This window comes from Marinobacter halodurans (genome assembly GCF_004327985.1).
GTDB classification, from domain to species: domain Bacteria; phylum Pseudomonadota; class Gammaproteobacteria; order Pseudomonadales; family Oleiphilaceae; genus Marinobacter_A; species Marinobacter_A halodurans.
Window position 1 is genome coordinate 39,407 of record NZ_SJDL01000007.1, and the last position, 19,040, is coordinate 58,446.

The 19,040-nt window shown below is 58.7% G+C and carries 18 protein-coding genes; 10 read left to right on the forward strand and 8 right to left on the reverse strand.

Annotated features, from left to right (window positions below; genetic code table 11):
• Positions 1 to 296 precede the first annotated feature (296 nt).
• Complete coding sequence (locus tag EZI54_RS06130) at positions 297 to 1,415, forward strand: ABC transporter substrate-binding protein (RefSeq protein ID WP_165495689.1); 1,119 nt, start codon at positions 297 to 299, stop codon at positions 1,413 to 1,415.
• Between the two features lie 63 nt (positions 1,416 to 1,478).
• Here the strand turns inward: EZI54_RS06130 and EZI54_RS06135 are convergent, their stop codons facing one another.
• Both EZI54_RS06135 and EZI54_RS06140 read right to left on the reverse strand, forming a co-directional pair.
• Entirely contained in the window at positions 1,479 to 2,093 is a 615-nt protein-coding gene (locus EZI54_RS06135; RefSeq protein ID WP_131480092.1) for a PEGA domain-containing protein, read from the reverse strand.
• A 139-nt stretch (positions 2,094 to 2,232) separates the two neighbouring features.
• A complete protein-coding gene (locus tag EZI54_RS06140) occupies positions 2,233 to 2,763 on the reverse strand; it encodes a hypothetical protein (protein ID WP_131480094.1) in 531 nt (176 codons plus the stop codon).
• A 374-nt stretch (positions 2,764 to 3,137) separates the two neighbouring features.
• On the opposite strand from EZI54_RS06140, the gene EZI54_RS06145 reads away from it, so the two are divergent.
• Both EZI54_RS06145 and EZI54_RS06150 read left to right on the forward strand, forming a co-directional pair.
• Positions 3,138 to 4,838, forward strand: a complete 1,701-nt coding sequence (locus tag EZI54_RS06145; RefSeq protein ID WP_131480096.1) for an Hsp70 family protein — start codon at positions 3,138 to 3,140, stop codon at positions 4,836 to 4,838.
• On the forward strand, positions 4,823 to 6,004 hold the full coding sequence (locus EZI54_RS06150; RefSeq protein WP_207389159.1) for a DnaJ domain-containing protein: 1,182 nt from the start codon (positions 4,823 to 4,825) through the stop codon (positions 6,002 to 6,004). The genes EZI54_RS06145 and EZI54_RS06150 overlap by 16 nt, the downstream gene beginning before the upstream one ends.
• A 90-nt stretch (positions 6,005 to 6,094) precedes the next feature.
• Here the strand turns inward: EZI54_RS06150 and EZI54_RS06155 are convergent, their stop codons facing one another.
• Positions 6,095 to 7,057 (reverse strand): DUF6635 family protein, encoded by a 963-nt coding sequence (locus EZI54_RS06155; RefSeq protein WP_131480098.1) that lies wholly within the window; start codon positions 7,055 to 7,057, stop codon positions 6,095 to 6,097.
• A 243-nt stretch (positions 7,058 to 7,300) separates the two neighbouring features.
• Here EZI54_RS06155 and EZI54_RS06160 point away from each other — a divergent pair, with 243 nt between their 5' ends.
• Both EZI54_RS06160 and EZI54_RS06165 read left to right on the forward strand, forming a co-directional pair.
• On the forward strand, positions 7,301 to 8,455 hold the full coding sequence (locus EZI54_RS06160; RefSeq protein ID WP_131480100.1) for a GGDEF domain-containing protein: 1,155 nt from the start codon (positions 7,301 to 7,303) through the stop codon (positions 8,453 to 8,455).
• Positions 8,443 to 8,637: a hypothetical protein gene (locus tag EZI54_RS06165; protein ID WP_131480102.1), complete on the forward strand. Its 195-nt coding sequence runs from the start codon at positions 8,443 to 8,445 to the stop codon at positions 8,635 to 8,637. The genes EZI54_RS06160 and EZI54_RS06165 overlap by 13 nt, the downstream gene beginning before the upstream one ends.
• A 148-nt stretch (positions 8,638 to 8,785) precedes the next feature.
• On the opposite strand, the gene EZI54_RS06170 is transcribed toward EZI54_RS06165, so the two are convergent.
• Positions 8,786 to 9,025: a DUF5062 family protein gene (locus EZI54_RS06170; RefSeq protein ID WP_131480104.1), complete on the reverse strand. Its 240-nt coding sequence runs from the start codon at positions 9,023 to 9,025 to the stop codon at positions 8,786 to 8,788.
• Positions 9,026 to 9,359: 334 nt separating this feature from the next.
• Entirely contained in the window at positions 9,360 to 10,217 is an 858-nt protein-coding gene (locus tag EZI54_RS06175; RefSeq protein WP_131480106.1) for a hypothetical protein, read from the reverse strand.
• 367 nt (positions 10,218 to 10,584) lie between these two features.
• Here EZI54_RS06175 and EZI54_RS06180 point away from each other — a divergent pair, with 367 nt between their 5' ends.
• Positions 10,585 to 11,343: a GntR family transcriptional regulator gene (locus EZI54_RS06180; RefSeq protein ID WP_131480108.1), complete on the forward strand. Its 759-nt coding sequence runs from the start codon at positions 10,585 to 10,587 to the stop codon at positions 11,341 to 11,343.
• 61 nt (positions 11,344 to 11,404) lie between these two features.
• Here the strand turns inward: EZI54_RS06180 and EZI54_RS06185 are convergent, their stop codons facing one another.
• From EZI54_RS06185 to EZI54_RS06195, 3 genes are all read right to left on the reverse strand, one after another.
• Entirely contained in the window at positions 11,405 to 12,865 is a 1,461-nt protein-coding gene (locus EZI54_RS06185; protein WP_131480110.1) for an NCS1 family nucleobase:cation symporter-1, read from the reverse strand.
• Between the two features lie 26 nt (positions 12,866 to 12,891).
• Positions 12,892 to 14,265 (reverse strand): NCS1 family transporter, encoded by a 1,374-nt coding sequence (locus EZI54_RS06190; RefSeq protein WP_207389160.1) that lies wholly within the window; start codon positions 14,263 to 14,265, stop codon positions 12,892 to 12,894.
• 140 nt (positions 14,266 to 14,405) lie between these two features.
• A complete protein-coding gene (locus EZI54_RS06195; RefSeq protein ID WP_131480112.1) occupies positions 14,406 to 15,158 on the reverse strand; it encodes an aspartate/glutamate racemase family protein in 753 nt (250 codons plus the stop codon).
• A 301-nt stretch (positions 15,159 to 15,459) separates the two neighbouring features.
• Between EZI54_RS06195 and puuE the strand changes: the two genes are divergently transcribed.
• The 4 genes from puuE (at position 15,460) to EZI54_RS06215 (ending at position 18,996) form a co-directional block, all read left to right on the forward strand.
• Positions 15,460 to 16,392 carry an allantoinase PuuE gene (puuE, locus tag EZI54_RS06200; RefSeq protein ID WP_207389169.1) on the forward strand — a complete coding sequence of 311 codons (933 nt, stop codon included), beginning with the start codon at positions 15,460 to 15,462 and terminating at the stop codon, positions 16,390 to 16,392.
• Positions 16,392 to 17,243, forward strand: coding sequence for a bifunctional allantoicase/(S)-ureidoglycine aminohydrolase (locus EZI54_RS06205; protein ID WP_131480116.1), 852 nt, complete (start codon positions 16,392 to 16,394; stop codon positions 17,241 to 17,243). The genes puuE and EZI54_RS06205 overlap by 1 nt, the downstream gene beginning before the upstream one ends.
• A 21-nt stretch (positions 17,244 to 17,264) precedes the next feature.
• A complete protein-coding gene (locus EZI54_RS06210) occupies positions 17,265 to 17,753 on the forward strand; it encodes an ureidoglycolate lyase (RefSeq protein ID WP_131480118.1) in 489 nt (162 codons plus the stop codon).
• 298 nt (positions 17,754 to 18,051) lie between these two features.
• On the forward strand, positions 18,052 to 18,996 hold the full coding sequence (locus tag EZI54_RS06215) for an esterase/lipase family protein (protein ID WP_131480120.1): 945 nt from the start codon (positions 18,052 to 18,054) through the stop codon (positions 18,994 to 18,996).
• Positions 18,997 to 19,040 lie beyond the last annotated feature (44 nt).

Below are 19,040 nucleotides of genomic sequence, written 5' to 3' on the forward strand. Positions count from 1 at the left end.
GGGCGGAAAAGCATCCCGAAGATCCTGCCAGGCCGCGCTTCCCAATGCGCTCAGATCGTAGGGGCTCGCGAAGCTCCGAGCCTGGCCTGGACATGTGCGTCTCAAGACAGGCCTGGCCTTCAGCGCTGTGATCGCAGACCGCCTCGACATCTCCCGGAGCTCCACCATAATGGAGGGTAAGCAATCGTAGGACGAGCATTCCACGCGTCGGGCGTCATGACCCGACCGCAGGCAGTGATACCTCCGAAGGCCGTGTGCTGCGGCATGCGCAGATTTTTCGACAGAAGAGCATGGTTGTGTCCCGAATCGTAACTTTCGTCATCCTGTTGTGGCTTGGGGTTATGCCGGCCTGGGGCCATTCCCGTATGGCCCTGTTCCTTCCTGACGATACCCCGTTCTGGAATCGCGTTGCGCTGTTTGCCCGGGCGGCAGCAGGGGACCTGGATGTCCAGCTCACCGTGTTCGATGCGGATGCCGATCGCCTCAAGCTCCTGCGACAACTCGATCAGGTGTCGGGAACGCCGGATCGTTTCGACGCCTGGCTGTTTCCCAATTTTCTCCGCACGGCAGAAGATTTCCTGGTTCGGTGCCAACGCCTGGAGACAGCCTGCATCCTGTTCAATAGTGGGTTGGCCGATGATCGTCCCGGTACCCCGCGTCATCCCAACCCCCACTGGATTGCCCAGTTGATTCCCGACGATACCGGTTCCAGCATGGCCGTGACCCGGGAACTGATCCGGCAGGCGCGGCAAGGCAACACGCAACGGCCGATTACGATCGCCGGGGTCAACGGTTACCAGGCAGACGCACCAGCCATCAAACGGGAAGAGGGGTTGCGGAAGGTGGTCGCGGAAGCTCGGGGAGTCAAGCTCAAGCAGGTGTTCTACACCGATTGGGGGGCTCGCCAGGCCTATATCCGCACCACCGGACTGCTGCATCGGTACCCCGACGTCAACGTGATCTGGTCGGCCAACTATCGCACGACGAATGGCATACTCAGGGCCCTGGAAGACAAGGGGCTCTCGCCGGGGCGCGACGTGCTGGTGAATGCCTACGACATCAATCCGCAGGCCCTGAATCAGGTGAGCGAGGGCCGGGTGGCGGTGACCGCGGGAGGACACTACGTGGAAGGGGCCTGGGCGGTGATCCTGGCCCATGATTATCTGGCTGGCAGGGACTTCCAGGACCAGGGGCTGGTGTTCCACACGCCGCTGCTGATCGTGACGCGCGACAATGTGGAGACCATCCGGGCGGTGTTGGGGCGCATCGAACAGGAGCCGGAAAGCCTGTATCGGGTGGATTTCTCCCGTTACTCGCGTGCGGCCAACCCGGATCTGGAGGACTACGATTTTTCCCTGCAGGACCTTCTCAGGGATTACCAGGAGGTGTGGGCCCTGGAGCCGGGCAGCGAGTGAAAACCGGGACGGACCTGTTGAGGCCTGATGTCCCGGTTTTCGGTCTAGACGTTCGTGCGGCGGTTACTCAACGCCGTAGACGTCAATGATGGTGTTTGCCAGTTCAAGGTCGTCCTGATTATTCAGGGCAAGCTGGTTCAAGGCTTTGGTCGTTGTCGCTTTTTCCGACTCTTCGATGTCGAGCAACCGGAGGATAACATCGACTTTTTCGCCGCCGCCGCTTGCCAGTTGGTGGCGGAGCTGACCGCTGAATGCAATGATCATTTCCTTGATCTGTCTTGGTTTGGAGGTTGAAATCCCCGTTGGCGTATCCGGCGTCAGCGTGACGAAGTACTGATCCGGGGAATACTCGTGGATGGCTCCGGAAACGCCATCCGTTGTCGAGCCCAGCAGACCGCCGAACACGATGTTTCCAAAGAACCAGGGGTTGGTGGTGGTTGAAAGCTGGGCCGTATAGGTCTTGTAGCCTTCCTTTTCAAAGGTGATGGACTGGTTCGAATCCCGGTCGACGTCAACGGTGATCGGTGTCTTGCCCAGGACCCTTCCGGACACGGTGACGACGGCCTCGTCGGGTTCGCTGTTAAACGTCATTTTCTGATCGGTTCCGGAGACGATCGACGCGCAGCCCGAGGACAGTAGGGCGGTGGCGGTCAGTGTCAGCAGCAGCGGATACTTCATTCTTCATCCTTGTTTCTTGCGTGCTCGCTTGGGGTATCTGGTCGAGCAGGTGGGGCTTTGAGCGCCGCGCCCATGCGTGCCGGCAGGGAGTTTCCCCCGGGAACATGGGTGCGGCGCACTTGGACAGATCGCGGGCGCCCTACTGGTTCAGGGAGATTTCGCCGGGCTGGATCTGAAGTTCGGAGAGTTTATCGAGCAGGGCTGCGATGTTGGCTTTGCCGGATCCTTCGTTGGCCAGTCTCAGGCGCTTGATGGCCACAAAGGCATCGCCAACGGTGGCGGTGTACGGGGCGACAATGGTCTCGTCCAGGACAACCGCACCGTTGTTCTCGCGGTCGGTCAGGACGTATTTGACGTGGGTGCTGACTTCAAAGTCCAACCCGAATACGGGTTGATCCACTTCGAGCAACCGGGCTTCCAGCTGGTATCGTCCGGCCCCAGACAGCAACCCCTGGTTTCTCAGGCTTTGCTGGAGTGCCCCCGCGAACGAATCGTTGCTGATCTCGGAGGTCCATGCGGGGTTGGTTTCTTCGCCACCGGAGACGTTGGCAACCTCGACATTGCTCTCCAGGGCCGTATCGAATGTCTTCGTCGGCCCGTCGTACACCATATTCCCCATTTTTGCCCCTGAGGCGCAGCCGGAGAGATAGAGTACCGCCGCCAGAACCATCAAAATCCTTGAATGCCGCACAGTCGATTCCTTCTTGTTCGTGTGATTGTCCCGGGACTCGCCCGAAGATGAACTTTTGTTCATGTGAGCGCGCAATGGTATCTGAGGGGGCACGAGCGTGCTACGCGATAAGCCGCCGGAAAGGTAAAGCTTCGTTAAATCGTTGGAGGTGTGGGGCTGGAAAATGGGCTTTGTAGAGTGCAGCGGGTTCGTGAAACGTTTTTTTAAGTGTATGATATTAAAATAGATTTACTGGTCTTGTTAGGTGGGGGAACAGCTCGGATCAGCCCGACCCATGCTCTTGTTAATCAAACCTCAATCCTTTATAAACCATCGATAAAGTCAACATATATTGACCAGATCAAGGAAGATCCATGGCAGTTATCGGCATTGACCTGGGTACCACCAACAGTCTCGTCAGCGTCTGGCAAAACGACGAAGCGACGATCATTCCGAATGCTCTTGGCGATAAACTGACCCCCTCCGTTGTCAGTGTCGACAAGAATGGCCTGGTTCTGGTGGGCAAGGCAGCCCGGGACCGACTTGTCACCGACCCGCAGGCGACGACCTCCCAGTTCAAGCGACTCATGGGCACCTCGGAAACGGTTTCCCTGAACGGAAAACGGTTCTCCCCCGAGGAGCTTTCAGCCCTGGTGCTCAAGCAATTGAAGGCCGACGCCGAAGCCTACCTGGGGGAACCCGTCGACGAAGCGGTCATTAGCGTGCCAGCCTACTTTAACAACAACCAGCGCACGGCAACCATGAATGCCGCGCGACTGGCCGGCCTGCATGTTGAACGCCTTATCAATGAACCCACCGCGGCAGCGCTTGCTTATGGCCTGAGAGAGCATCGCGACGAGAGCACATTCATCGTCGTTGACCTTGGCGGTGGCACGTTGGACGTATCAATCCTGGAAAAATTCGACGACCTCCTGGAAGTTCATGCCACCAGCGGCGATAGCTTTCTGGGAGGTGAAGACTTCACGCAGTCGATGGTGGCGGGTGTCCTGTCCCGCTGGGATTTGGGCAATCATCGCCTGAGCCGTGAAGAGCGGGCCCATGTCTACCGGGTTTGCGACCAGGCCAAGAAGGCGCTTTGCGAATCGTCCAGCGTGGAGGTCAGCGCGAAGATTGCGAATCAGACTCAGGTCACCACGGTCAGTCGGGATGATCTGATGGATTTCAGTGCCACCCTGCTTGAACGCCTTCGTGTGCCTCTGGAGCGGGCGGTGCGCGATTCGGGCCTTGGCCGGGACAGCTTCGATGATGTGATCATCGTAGGTGGAGCGTCACGCATGCCGATGGTCAGGAATGCTGTGGGCCGCCTGTTTGGCCGTATTCCGTCGGCCAATCTTGATCCGGACCTCGTGGTCGCGATGGGCGCCAGCATTCAGGCCGCCCTCAAACAGCGTAACGAAGCCCTGCGTGATACGGTTCTGACCGATGTGTGTCCGTTCAGCCTGGGGCTGGAGTCTGCGCAAAGCTTCGAGCAACGAACACGCACGGGTTTTTTCTCCGTGCTCATTCCCCGCAATACGGTGATTCCGGCCAGCCGGGTCGACCGTTTCTACACGGTCTCGGATAACCAGCAAGCGATGGAAATCAACGTCTTTCAGGGCGAGCAGCGGCTGGTCAAGAACAACATAAAAATAGGCGAACTCAAGATGCCCGTGCCTCCAGGGCCGGCTTCGAAGGAAGCGGTAGACGTTCGATTTACCTACGACATCAACGGCATTCTGGAAGTTCATGCTGAAGTGCTCAGTACGGGGTTCAAGGATCGCCTCGTTATCCGAAACACGGATACACAACTGTCTGACAAAGACATCGAGCGAGCGCTAAGCCGCCTTGAGACGCTCAAGTTCCATCCCCGCGAAGACACCGCCAACATAGCCGTCATGCAGGAAGCCGAGCGGATGTTCGCCGAAGCCCTTGGAGAAGAGCGCGACGCGATCAGCCTTTTGATTTTCGAGTTGGAGAATGCCATGGATTCCCAGGATCCTGAGCGCGTCTCCGCCGTCCGGGCCAAGGTGCAATCGCATCTCGAGGCGATTCGATCGCGGTGGGGGATGTGGTGAACGCTTGGGAAATCCTGGGAATCGAGCCTGGTAGCGACAGACGGGCGATCAAGAAGGCTTATGCCCGGTTAGCCAGGGATTGTCATCCGGAGGAGCGGCCCGAAGCGTTTATGGAGCTGCGGCAGGCCTACGAAGTGGCGCTGGAGCAACTGGCCGGTGCCGAGCCTGGCATCATGGAGGTGCCCCCCGCCGGTGTCGAACCGATGCCCGTATACCCTTCGGAGAGCGAGCCCGTACCGGAATGGGAACCGGAATATGAGGATGGGGCACAGACGAACGACCATGTCAGCGCGAGTCCCGTGTTTGACAGTCGTGCCGTGGAGACGCTTTGTGACGATCTGGCGTCTTTTGTCAGGCGCCCCCTGGACGAGCAGTCTCCGGAGGAACTGGAAGCGATACTGGGGCACCCGTTGCTGGAGCACATGGAGGTCCGGGATTGGGTGGGATTGCGACTGCTAACCCCCTTCTGCGTGGAAATTCACGAGGCGTCCTTCAAGCAGTGCCCCTTCAGTCGGAATACGTTATTGGCTTTGGATCGGGTTTTTCATTGGAGCGCCAACTACCAGATGATGCCGGGGCTGCCGGTCGACGATTTTCACGTTCTTCTGGATGGTGCCTATGAGAGCCAGCATTCGGCCAATCAGCGGTACGGCTGGAAATGGCTGGCCAACCTGCTGTTGGGGTTCAAAGGCAGTATTACCCGCAGAGAGTGGCTGCTCGGCTTCGTTTGCATGATTCTCTGGGTGATTACGACACTGAATATCCTGCAGGGAATCATCAACCTGGTGCCGCCGCAGCCCTACCACTCACTATTATTTCTTGGTGTTGGTTTGGTGGGGCTGTACAGCTTTATCTGCCTGACGATCAAACGCGCCGTCGACGCCGGTGTCAACCGTTTGGGGGCACTGATAATGGCAACGTTATTCCCGTTCGTGATTCCGTTGTACATCGTCGGTGCGCCGCAACAACGGGCGGATGTCCCGGACCCTCGTCTCCAGTTCATGGACCACCTTGATTTGGCATATTGGGATGTGCGTGACCAGCTTCCCCAATCCGGCTTCATGCAGAAGGTGAAACAGTTCTACCGAAGGTTATCCGGAAGGGTGTTCGGAAAGTTGGGTATCGTCTTTGTCGTCGGCCTGGCGCTGACTCCCTGGGTGAACTAGCTGAAAGCGATGTGATTCGAATCAAGGAAGTCTGACTCACACACTTTTAGGCAATAATGCCGACACAGGAATCGGAAGTCGTGGTGGTTACTAGCTCAACCCCGACCGAATCACGTCAAACATGTCCAGAATCCGGGCCACATACGGATCCTTGGGGTGGAAGCTGCTTTGGGTTCGGATCTTCACGTCTCTTTCCAGGTGGTCCAGTAGTTGGTTCAGGCGCCGCCGGTGTATACCGACTGCGGCCTGAATGGGATCCGAGATCACACCGGACAAAGCCGCCAGCGCCGCCAGTGCGGCCATGACCGCCACCATGACGCCCGCTGTGGTCGCCAGCGACGGTTCCGGTGGAAACCAGCTGTAGTACCACTCGCCAATCGTTTCACCCAGGATGAAATCCCGGGCCGCCATGAACTTGGCCAGCATGGACGCGAGCACCACCCCGATCCCGATGCCACCAGGGGTAAACTTCTGGAATGCAAACGCCCCCAGCACGGTGCATGAAATGCTGTTGGTGATATCGGCGGAAGCCGTTCGGGTGATCCGGTACTGGTTGAGAGCGTCGGCGACCAAAGGCTCCATCAGGGTGGTAAAACGCCGATGATCGACCGGCTCACCGGCATGGCGCGAATAGGCGGCCTCCAGGGCATCAATCACGTAGTCCTCCAGCAGCGGGTCGGCCCGACCATCGTTCAGCAGGTCCGTCAGGATCAGGTCCGAGATATGCTGCTGGACCCGAGTGGTAAAGCCGGCGGGCACCCGATCGGCCCAATCATGCAGCCACTCCAGTCCGCGACGATGTCGAACCAGGACCCGGACCAGGCACGCCAGGGCATAGACCGGAGCCCAGAGCAGGTTGATCGGCGCCCGGAGCATATCCCATCCCAGGGCGATCCGGTTGGTCTCGATGGCACCGGGGTAATGGAAGTGACGATCCACAAACGCCGGCACCCGTGCTCGGCAGTCATCGAAATAGCGCGCAATACCCGAGTGGATGGCATGCTCGATCTCGGTTTCGGAGACATTCGGCACGGACGATAGGGTATGGAGCATATGGTCGGTGTCTCTGAAGGTCGGTGTGTGGCCGGTGCATTAGACAGCAATGGAAAGCCCGAGGACAATGTTTCCGGACAGCACTGAACCATTCGCTGAACGGTCATAAAATACGCGGTGTTTTCCGGCCTTGGGTGTCGGTCGGGCTGACAGGCGCACTGTAGTGACCAACGGATCCGGACCATTGGGACGGTGGAAGCGTTGTCTATACTGCAACTACCAGACAGGGAGAGTGATACGCCTATGCCGAAATCCCTTTCCGGACAACGTGACAGGGAAGAAGCGACGCGGAATCAGGAAACCGCGGCACGGTTGCGTGAAGAGCGTCGTAGGGCGGCTACCGATGAGCACCGACAGGCTGCAAACAGAATACTGCTTTTTATCTTCGTCGACCTCGTGCTGCTCAGTGGGTATTTGATGACGGGGGCTGTCAGCGTAACCGAAGTCACTGTGTTCGGTATTCTGGGCGTTTGTGAAGTGGGTTTCTTCCGGTTTGCCATCGCGCGTGGATGGCATCTTCTGAACGCCGGCGTAGGCCTGTCTTTTGGGATAACCTGTTTGTTCTCGGCACATATATTGGGGTTTGCCTTTTACGTGCCACAGGTGGGGGTGTTGATGCTGATGCTCCTCATCACGGTGATTGCGATGACCGCCCTGACACTGCCAGTGAAGTACACGGCTATGCTGTGCACGGTGATCGGGTTGTGCGCTGCCGTGCTAATGCATGTGCGCAATACCCGACTCACTATGCCGATGGGCAGCTGGCCTGAACAGGTGCTGAGCGCTTTGTGGTTCGCTTTGCTTCTGGGGCGGGGCGCCTTGCTCAATCTGAAAGGGCGGGAGTTGAGGGTGGCGCTGGGTCGCGAGAGTGCTGCCCTGGCCGAGGCATTGGATCAGCTGGAGCACTCCGCCACTCGAGATGAACTGACCGGCGTGCCTAATCGTCGCGCTGCGATGAATGTGCTCTCCGAGGAACTGGCCCGGTCCCGGCGTACCGGGCGCCCTTTCAGCGTCGCTTTGTTCGATGTTGACAAATTCAAACAAATCAACGACCTGTTGGGCCATGGTGCGGGCGATCAGGTGTTGATGCAGTTTGCCTCTGTGGCCAGCGCGGCCGTCCGCGATACGGATTGCTTCTCACGTTTTGGCGGGGAAGAGTTCTTGCTGATCATGCCCGAACAGCTCAACCCGGACAGCGCGGCACTGGCTGCGGATCGTTTGCGTCGTTTAATCGAGCAGTATCCATGGAGCACCATAGATCAGAACCTGGTGGTAACGGTCTCGGCCGGTGTGTCGACCTTGAATGGCTTGGAGAGCGCGGAGCAGTTGATCGCGCGAGCGGACAAGGGGCTATACGTGGCCAAGAATGAGGGGCGGAACCGGGTGTGTATTGGCTGACCATTCCGGTCAATCCCGATCGTTGGCGGCCGTTTGAATTTTTCCCGCACCCGGCGGTGCAGCGAATTGTTCTCCAGTGCCCGGTGCTACTGCATGAGAAGAGCCTGGAGCCCAAGCCACTCGGTGGCGGCGTTTTACCGAGTGTGCCGGTACTGGCGATACCGCGCGAGTACGGCATTTAACGATGTTTTCCCGGTCTCTTAAGACACGCTCCAAGCCCCGGGTTTTGAAAGGCTTGGGACTGATCCATCACGCCGTCGTCCCGGTTTCGAAAGATCTGGTCTTCCAGACCCTGGCCCGGTAGCCGGATCATAAGGGATGTAACAACCGCTAACCCTCCTGCCTTGAGGCCCAGATTGCCAGCTTGTGCTGAATCGACTTCTGGGAGACCTGGTCCTCCGGTAATGCCTGAATCAGCTTGTCGTGCACCAGGAGCCGGTAGATGTATTCACACTTTGCAGTTGCCGAATCAGTGGGTTCAAATTCCACAACACCACGTTTCTCGCCATAGGCTACGCCCAGTGCGATGGCCTTTTTCACCAGTTCTTTTTCATTTTTGAGTTTCTTCATGGCTGTTCTTCCCCCTGGTACCTGGCCGTCTGTGCTAACCATCATAGTCCACTGTTCGCGGAGGCAGATCTATTTTCTGTCTTGCCATTTTCATTTGAGTTCTAAAGTTGGCCGCCCCCAGCGTGCGACTCTCACTCCAAACAAACTTTTCACTTTTTCGGGAACACCACGACTTCCCATATACGGTCTCCGAAAACTCGAAAATGATGTCGCTGGAATCCTCGCATTTCAGGTTGCGAAAGTGCCCGGTCGTATAGCGCGCCAAGTCTCACGCCGTCGAGTCCGCTGGCCCGGTCCGGGAAGCAGGACATCATCGTAAGCAAAAGCGCATGGCCTAACAGTCGCGCTTTGCGCGTTGCTCACAGCCGCCTGCGGTGGTGGATGAGGTGAAGAGGAAATAGTGGGCGAAAACGTCCCCCAGAGCATGCAAATCCAGGGATTCGAGGGGCTGCTCCTGCGGTACGGACAGCTCCGGCAGGGCAATCACCCGGCGCTTTGCCAGGTTGATGGGCGGTTCGAAGACGGCGCGGTAGTGCTTTCTCGCCAGGGTGTGGATGAGCCCGGTGCGGCTGGCCTCTGGCATCAGCCTGTTAAGCGTGCGGTACAGCTCCTCATCCCGGGGAGATATGTAGAGGACGTGATCCTTGTTATACACCAGAACCAACCGCTGCTCGACATCCAGGTTCGGATGTTCACGCCATTCCGAGGCCATTTCCTGAGCGCCCCTGGGTAAATAGTCGATGCCCCGGTTACCAACTGCGACCATGTCGTACAACCGCCGCCATTCACCAGGCATTCCGATCACCGGCAGTTTATTGGCCAGCCAGATCTGGTAGTCAAGCCATGAACTGCCCATGCCTCCGACCACGCCCAAGGCTCGGAAATCATCGAGGGATTTAACCTGGTTGTATTGGTCTTGCTGGCCTTTGGGGATGAAGAGGATGCGCTGATTCATCAGGTTATCGGTCATGGCCACCCGCACGGCCCGGAATCGAGCGTTGCGTGAGGCTGTCTCGCCCATCATCATGACACTGATCATGCCCTGTTCCAGAAGCCACTCCAGGCGGGCGGGGGAGACGTCCGATACCTTTACAATGTCTACATCATACCCGTCCGCTTCCAACACGCGCGTCAGCAATTCAGACAGGTAGTCGAATTCGGTCAAGTCACCCAGCCTGAGCGTCAGGTGCATGCCAGCCATGGCCGGCGCAGACATCACAAGGACCGCAAGGGCTGTCAGTACAGTCCGCCAGAAGGACTTATGAAGACGTGCGGTCCTGTGGGGCATCACGGGGCACCCGAAATACCGTTGCGCCGGGGCGATACATTAAGTTTATGGGAGAGTTTGTATACCGGCAAGCCTGAGCGTCAGCTTCTGCCCGGCCATCCGCATCATCTGCGCCGCGCCACCTTAATGGCTGCCATGTTGGTTCTGCCCATCTGCTGTTTCCCCCAGAAACTACAGATCCGGTCTCCGGGCTGGTCCCTTTGGTCGCCGTGCCACATCCGGAACGTATACAATAGGTAGCCATATTGGATAAACCAGAAGGGGGTTGTTGATGAGTCAGAGCTGGGCAGCGCCAGAATCCACTGCTACCGGCCATGAACCAGCTACACCCAAGCGGCAGAAAAAGCGTGGTGACGGGGCTGAGCGCCTGGATACGATCTATCGTTCGATCAGTGACGCGGTTATCGAGCACAGGCTTAAACCCGGTGTTCGTCTGCGTGAGGACGCGCTCGCCGAGGTCTTCGGTGTCAGCCGCACGGGCATCCGCAAAGTGCTGCAACGGCTGGCCCTGGAGCAGTTGGTCACACTGACGCCCCGTCGTGGCGCCAGCGTTACCCGGCCGTCGGTGGATGAAGCAAAGGACGTTTTTGAGGCCCGCCAGATGGTGGAATGCGGTCTCATGGAAGCGGCGGCCCGGCGTATAACCGCGGCGGATGTCAAGAGCCTGCGTGACATGGCGCGGCGGGAGCGAGAGGCGTTGCGCAACCGCGAGCAGAGGGTCGCCATTAAGTGCTCGGCGGCGTTTCACGGACGCCTGGCTGAGCTTTCAGGGAACAAAACCCTGGCCGATTTTGTTGGCCAGCTATGCTCCCGGTCGTCGCTGATCCTGGCTGTTTACGGCAATACCGGCCACCTGGGCTGTGAATCCCATGACCACGATAACCTGATTGAGCTTCTCGCGGCCGGTGAGGGCAGAAAGGCCCGTGATTTCATGGGGCGCCACCTCAAGTCTATAGAGGCTTCCCTGTCGATTGTCGAGGAGCCTGAGGCGGCTCCTGACTTGCGGGATATTTTTTCCGTCAATCCGTAACTGTTCTGGTAGGGTGCCCCGGTTGACCAGCGACCGGGGCATCTCAAGGGCAGGCAAGTGCTCAGCTTTTCGGCTGGGCTGGCGCCATCGGTTCGCTGCTGAGCATCAGGAGGCGATAGAGCCCGCCACCCAGTGCCGCACCGATCAGCCAGCCGTAACCGCTCAGCTCACTCAAGGCGGGGACCAGGACCGTTGAAATGGAAAAGATAGCGGCCACGCCAAAAGCCATCAGCGCCCTGGTGTTCCAGCCTTTCACGTAGTGGTAGGCGCCACCGGGATCGGAAGAGAACAGCTGTTCCATATCGAGGTGTTGGCGTTTTACAAAGTAGTAATCGGCAACGATGATGCCATAGAAGGGGGCCAGTATAGCTCCGAGTGCATTCACGAAGCCCGGCACGCCAATCTGGCTGATCACTGAAAGCCACAGCGCCCCCACGAAGAAAGCGATCGTTGCGGTGATGAGCCCGCCCACCTTGAAGCTGATCTTGCCGGGAAAGAGATTGGCCAGGTCATAGGCTGGAGGGATAAAGTTGGCGACCAGGTTGATACCGACGGTGGCCGCGAAGAAGGTCAACGCTGCGACAATGGTCAGTGGCACGGAATCGACGCGTTCAACGATCTCGGCAGGATTGGTCAGGGCTTCGCCAAACAGCACGATGGTGCCGGCGGTGATGATCAGGGCGATAAAGGAGAAAAACGCCACGTTCACCGGTAGCCCCAGCAGGTTGCCGAGTTTCATGTCACGTTCGCTACGGACAAAGCGTGTGAAGTCGCCAAAATTGATCACCACCGCTGCGAAATAGGCGACCATCGTGCCGACAACGGCCAGGAAAGCCCCGACCGGATTTCCGGACTGCTCGCCACCGCTATTGAAGATTGAGCCCACGGCGGGCAGCAGGTCGCTACCCGCCTGGTACCAGACGACGAGCATGAGCGCCATCATGACCACATAGACCAGTGGTCCGGCCCAGTTCAGGAAGCGCTTGATAGGCTCGATTCCCTGCCAGAAGATGGCAATCTGGAAGACCCAGACGATCACAAATGACAGCCAGGCGACGCCTGACAAACCGAGGAACGTTGCCCCGTCGCCTGGACCATACATGGCGGTGATCAACAAGGCCACGGCGGTAGAGGCAAAGTAGGTCTGCACGCCGTACCAGAAAATGCCCACGGTAGCCCTGAGCATGGCGGGGAAGTTGGCGCCCCGTATCCCCATGCTGGCACGGATCAGTACCGGGAAGGGGATGCCGTATTTAACGCTGGGCTTGCCGGTCAGGTTGACCAGGAACATTACGATGAAGCCGGCCAGGATAATGGCCGACATCACCGCCCAGCCGTTTAGCCCGTAGGACAGGAAAAGCGAAGCGGCCAGGGTGTAGCCGAACAGGCTCTGGATGTCGTTGGACCATACATTGAAGATTTCAAACCAGCCCCAGGATCGTTTGCTGCGCTGAATTGGTGCGAGGTCCTTGTTGTAGAGAGTGGGGTCGATCTGGCGAATGTTCAGTTCGCTGTCTTTCATGGGTGTCACCACTGTGTCGGTAGTTTTCATCCGTTGCGAAAACGCTGGCAGGGAGCCCAGTGTTGCATGAGCAGGTAGTAGGTCAGGCCTGCGGGAACCAGGCTGGCGTACCAGGACACCGCCGAGAAGCTTAATGCGACGACAGCCCCGATGGCCGTCGCAATCAACGCCGCATAGTTGACGCCCTGGTATGGGCCCTGGGTATCGTACAGCTTGCCCAGGTCCAGGGTGCGGCCGCGGATCAGGTAATAATCGACGACCAGGATGGCAAAGATGGGGCCGAGGAAGGCGGAATAGGTCTGGACAAACAGTTGCAGACCAGCGGCGGATCCATCCTTGACCAGCTCCCACGGGAAAGTGGCAAAAGCCAGCAGGCCGACAATGACTGTGGCTGGACGAAAGCTCAGCTTGAACACATCCATCAACACGTAGGTCGGGGGAACGACGTTGTTCAGGACGTTCGTCGTGACCTGTGCGAAAGCAATGAACATCAGGGTGGTCATCAGCAAGGGCGTGTTGTCGACGGCATTGGCAAAGACCTGGATCGGGTCCGCAATGCCGGTGGCTTCGGAAACCATGAAGCCTATTAACCCCATAAAGAGGGTGCAGGGCAGGATTGACATGGAGTAGAGGGTGGTCAGCAGCCCCGGACCCGTACCATGTTTGTGCTCGCGGACGTAGTCGCTGACGTTCAGGATCATGGTGCTGTAGATGCCCAGGAACAACATGGTGGCGCCCCAGAAGGGCAGGCCCCAGGATCCCTCCATGTCCAGCAGGTTGGCCGACAGGACAGCCCCGTAGCGCTGCACCGTGCTGTAAAACATATACACCAGTGATGCCAGGATAAACGCGCTACCGACATTCTCCAGCCACTTGATGCCCTGGAACCCCATCACCGACAGGCCAATCTGCAGGAACTGGAAGGTGATGAAGTAGAAAACCAGGTTGTCGAAACCGAAAAGCGTTGTCGACACCATGTTCAGGGCTCCCGCGCCAATCCAGCTCTGGAAGCCGTACCAGACGATGGCCGGCACGGCGCGGACCAGGCCCGGCAGACGGGTGCCGGAAAAACCGAAGGCGCTGCGGGCCTGGACCATGAAGGGTATGCCGTACTTGTAGCCGGCGGCCCCGTTGAGCGTCAAAGCGGCGCCGATCACGAAGCAGCCTATGGCAATGGCCAGGGTGGCCTGCAACAGGTTGAGGGTGCCGACCACACTTGAGCCCATGGTGAATGTGCCGATCGAAACGCAACCTCCGAACCAGGCCAGAAGGTAGGAGGTGCGCCCCATAATGCGAGTTTCCTGAGGGGCCAGGGATTCGTCACCGGGTGCCTTGACCGATGTGTCTGGGTCGCCTGACGGCATGGTGCGAGTTGCTGACTGTACGTTTTGGTTAGTCATAGTTGTTCTCGCCGTGCATGATGTTTCACTGTCTACTCCGCTTCCGCTGTAGATATGACAATCCCCAGGGGTATCGGGGGGCTTGGGTCAGGACGACATCAGAATCGGTTGGCTGTGTTTTTTTATTTGTGTTCCAGGAGCTAATCAGAGGCTCCCAGGTTAGAAAGACCTTCAAAACGGCCTGTGAATGTTTTGGGGCGGGGAAACGCCAGGTCGCCGTGTTTACTCGTGCCAAGGCCCAGGCCGACCAGCGCTTCCGCCAACTTGATGGCGGCTGTTACCCCTTCGATGACCGGCAACCCGACCTCGTCTGTAAGGCGGGCGGTGAGATCGGCCATTCCGCCACAACCCAGCACGATAGCGCCAATATTGTCCTCTTCCTTGGCCCGCCGACATTCCGCGACCAGGCGTTCCAGTGCGGCTTCCGGCTTGTCTTCCAGATCCAGTACCGGAATTTCCGCAGCTCGCACACGGCGGCAATGATGGCGAAATCCATAGTTCTCCAGTAGATGCTCGGCGATGATCCCCGTTCGTCCCAGGGTTGTGACGATCGAAAATCGCGTACTGACAAGCGTCGCCATATGGAAGGCCGCCTCCGCAATGCCAATCACGGGGGCTCGGGTCAGCTCCCGGGCGGCGAGAAGTCCCGGGTCGCCAAAGCAGGCAACGATATAGGCATCAACGGGATCCTCTCCCTGTTCGCCGGCGATAACCTCCTCCGCAACGCCGACGGCGCTAACGACCTCATCAAAGTGGCCCTCGATGGACACCGGGCCACTGGCGGGCTGGGTTGCCGTGATGCGCGTGCCTGCCGCGGCGATGCGCCTGGCTGCGGTTCCGATCGTCTCCGTCATGGCGCTGGTGGTGTTGGGGTTGATGACACGGATATGCATTTCTGGCTCCGCTAGCATACTCAATGTGAACAATGTAATCAGTGATTGTACACAATTTAGAACGTATGACGCTTTCACAGCAAGCGATTACTTCACAACCAGGGTGATTGATGGTCACTGGAGTATGAGGGGAAAGGGGATTTTCTAGCGATAAATGCGGCGTCATTGGGGATATGGCACCGCTTGCAAACGGGATGAACACTCATTACTTTGTTAATTCTGTATACAATATTGGAGTCTGGTTGATGACGCTAATGGCAACCAATCGATTGGAGTCCGGGGAGGGTCTGTTCTCATGAGCATCGCCGCCAACTATTCCCGTGACCTGATCGGATACGGCCGCACCCCGCCGGAGGCCAACTGGCCTGGCCAGGCCCGCATAGCGGTTCAGTTCGTGCTCAATTATGAAGAAGGGGGCGAGAACTGTGTCCTGCATGGCGATAGCCATTCCGAACGGTTCCTCTCCGAAATTGTCGGTGCCGAGGCCTACCCGGACCGCCACATGAGTATGGAGTCCATCTACGAGTACGGTTCCCGGGTTGGGGTATGGCGCATACTCAGTGAGTTCGAGCGGCGAGGCCTGCCGCTGACCGTCTTTGGCGTGGCGATGGCGCTACAACGCCACCCGGAAGCGGCCCAGGCTTTTCGCGAGTTGGGCCATGAGGTGGCCTGTCACGGTTGGCGCTGGATTCACTACCAGAATGTGCCGGAAGACATCGAGCGCGAGCACATGCAACGTGCCATCAGCATCTTCCAGCAGTTATACGGCGAAAAGCCCCTGGGGTGGTACACCGGTCGCGATAGCCCCAATACCCGACGCCTGCTGATGGATGAGGGGGGCTTCCTCTATGACAGCGATTACTATGGTGATGACCTGCCCTTCTGGACCCGCGAGAACGACAGTAAAGGCGAGTCACACGACCACCTGATCGTGCCCTATACGCTGGATACCAATGACATGCGTTTTGCCACGCCCCAGGGGTTTAATACGGGAGAGCACTTCTTCACCTACCTGCGGGATGCCTTCGATGTGCTCTACGCCGAGGGTAAGGACACGCCCAGGATGCTCTCCATCGGTCTGCATTGTCGGCTCACCGGCCGCCCGGGGCGCTTCAGGGCCCTGCAGCGTTTCCTGGATTACATCGAGGCCCACGACCGGGTCTGGGTCGCGCGGCGAGTGGATATTGCCCGGCACTGGGCAGAGCACCATCCTGTTGAGTCCAGGGAGCTTTAATGGCTAACCAATCGAAAGGAAGACAAACCTACTACGCCCCGACGGGCGGCCACCCGGCACAGACACAACTGCTGTCGGACCGGGCCGTCTTCACCGAAGCCTATGCGGTGATTCCCAGGGGCGTCATGCGTGACATTGTCGCCAGCTATCTCCCTTTCTGGGAAAAGACCCGTCTTTGGGTGCTCTCGCGGCCGCTGTCCGGATTCGCGGAAACTTTTTCACAGTACATCATGGAAGTCTCGCCCGGCGGTGGCAGCGAGACACCGGAAGCGGATCCGGGCGCTGAAGGGGTTCTTTTTGTGGTCGAGGGCGAGTTGACCCTGACCCTGGCGGGAACAACGCATCGCATGCTGCCTGGAGGGTATGCCTTCATACCTCCCGGAAGCGAGTGGCGGGTACGGAATGAGTCGTCGGCGGCGGTGCGTTTCCACTGGATACGCAAAGCTTATGAACACGTGGACGGCATCGAAGCGCCCCCGGCCTTCGTCACGAGTGAGACCGAGGTCGAGCCGGTCGAGATGCCCGATACCAACGGCTGCTGGGCGACAACACGCTTCGTCGATCCCCAGGACATGCGGCACGATATGCACGTCAACATTGTCACCTTCCAGCCAGGAGGGGTGATCCCGTTTGCCGAAACCCATGTCATGGAGCACGGTCTATACGTCCTGGAGGGCAAGGCGGTCTATCTCCTCAACCAGGATTGGGTGGAGGTGGAGGCGGGCGACTACATGTGGCTGCGGGCCTTCTGTCCCCAGGCTTGCTATGCGGGTGGTCCCGGCCCCTTCCGCTACCTGCTGTACAAGGATGTTAACCGCCACATGAAGCTGACCGGCTTCGGTTCCCGCTGAGGCCCTGGGAGGAACCCGACGATGTTGAGCCTCAAGGCCCGGCCGTTGACAGAGGACGCCTTCGCAACCTTTGGGGATGTGATCGACCGGCGGATCGCCAAGTCATTTACCATCAATGGAGGCCGCACCCAGCGCTACCATGACCTGGCCAGGGTTGAGACGCTGGGCGAGGGCGCCAGGGCCCTGGTCAGCCTATTTGTAAGCCAGCCGGTGCCAGTGCCACTGGACGTTGATTTTCTCGAACGCCATCCTAAAGGCAGCCAGGCGTTCATCCCCCTGCATGGCGAGCGTTTCCTGATCGTGGTTGCCCCACCGGGGGAAACGATCGACCCCAATAATGTGCAGGCTTTCGTCACCGATGGCCGGCAGGGCGTCAACTACCGCGCGGGCACCTGGCATGCCGTCCAATCCGTTCTGGACCGCGAAGGCGAGTTTCTGGTCATCGACCGTGGCGGCCCTGGCCACAACTGCGACGAGTACCCCCTGAAGGTTCGCGTCACCCTCGATTAGCGCTCACACCCATTGGGTAGAGTACCTACTGGAAGCTATTGTCGCTCCAGCCCTGCGGGGCGCGGCTGGAAACCTGCCTCTGGGCGTTGTCCACACGAACACGGTGTGACCTGGTTCACATTCCCGCGACCATTATCATTTGGTGCAAGCCTGCCTGCCGGGTCAGTCCTAGCATGGAAGGAACTCGGGGCAATAGGGGTTATGCACTCCGTATTTCCCCGTCAACGGACGTCACAGCGCGTCGTTGGCATCTCCCCGATTTACATTCTGACCACAAACACAAGAAAGGAATGCCTGCATGCCATATATCACCAAAGTGCGTACTGCTGTTGCGGCAACGGCCCTCTCACTCGGCCTGGCGGTGGCTCAACCCGCTTCCGCCGGTCTGTTTGACAGTCTTTTTGGAAACGATGACTACACCAAGACCCAGTATCCCATCGTGCTGGTCCATGGCTTCGCCGGTTTTGATGAGTTGTTCGGGTTTGTGGAATATTTCAACGGTATTCCAGACGCCCTCGCTGACGGTGGTGCGGACGTGTACGTGGTTCAGATGTCCGCGTCCAACTCAACGGAGGTTCGGGGAGAGCAGCTGCTGGCACAGGTTGAAGAGATTGTCGCTGCTACAGGGGCCGAGAAGGTCAACCTCATTGGTCACAGCCATGGTGGACCGACATCCCGCTACGTGGCGGGAGTCCGCCCGGATCTGGTGGCCTCCGTGTCCACTGTCGGTGGCGTCAACTGGGGTTCGGTGCTTGCCGATCAGATGGTCGAGGATGACACCTTCAGCAGTGCTGGTGACTATCTTTTCGAGCTGCTGGATATGGCGTCGGGAGGAGGGTTGCCCCAGGATACCGACGCGGCGCTGAATTCCCTGACAACGGATTATGCCGTTGCCTTCAACAAGACATTCCCGGGTGGCGTTCCTTCCACCTACTGTGGTGACGACGGAGCCCACGAGGCGAATGGCGTCCGCTACTATTCCTGGGGCGGTAATGTGGTTGAGACCAATAGCTGGGACCCGAGCGATTGGCTGTTGGCCGAAACCGGGGCCGCCTTCGGCGAGCCTAATGATGGGCTGGTGTCGGCATGCAGCCAGAAGCTGGGGCAGGTGATCAGCGTCGAGTACCACCACAATCACCTGGACGAGATCAATCAGGTGTTTGGGCTGACGGCCCGCAACGTTGCGGATCCGGTGGAGCTTTACCGCCAGCAGGCCAACCGTCTGAAGCAAGCCGGGCTCTGAGTCTACCCCTCAACGGATGCCCGTCGGGGGCCGGCCTGGCCCCC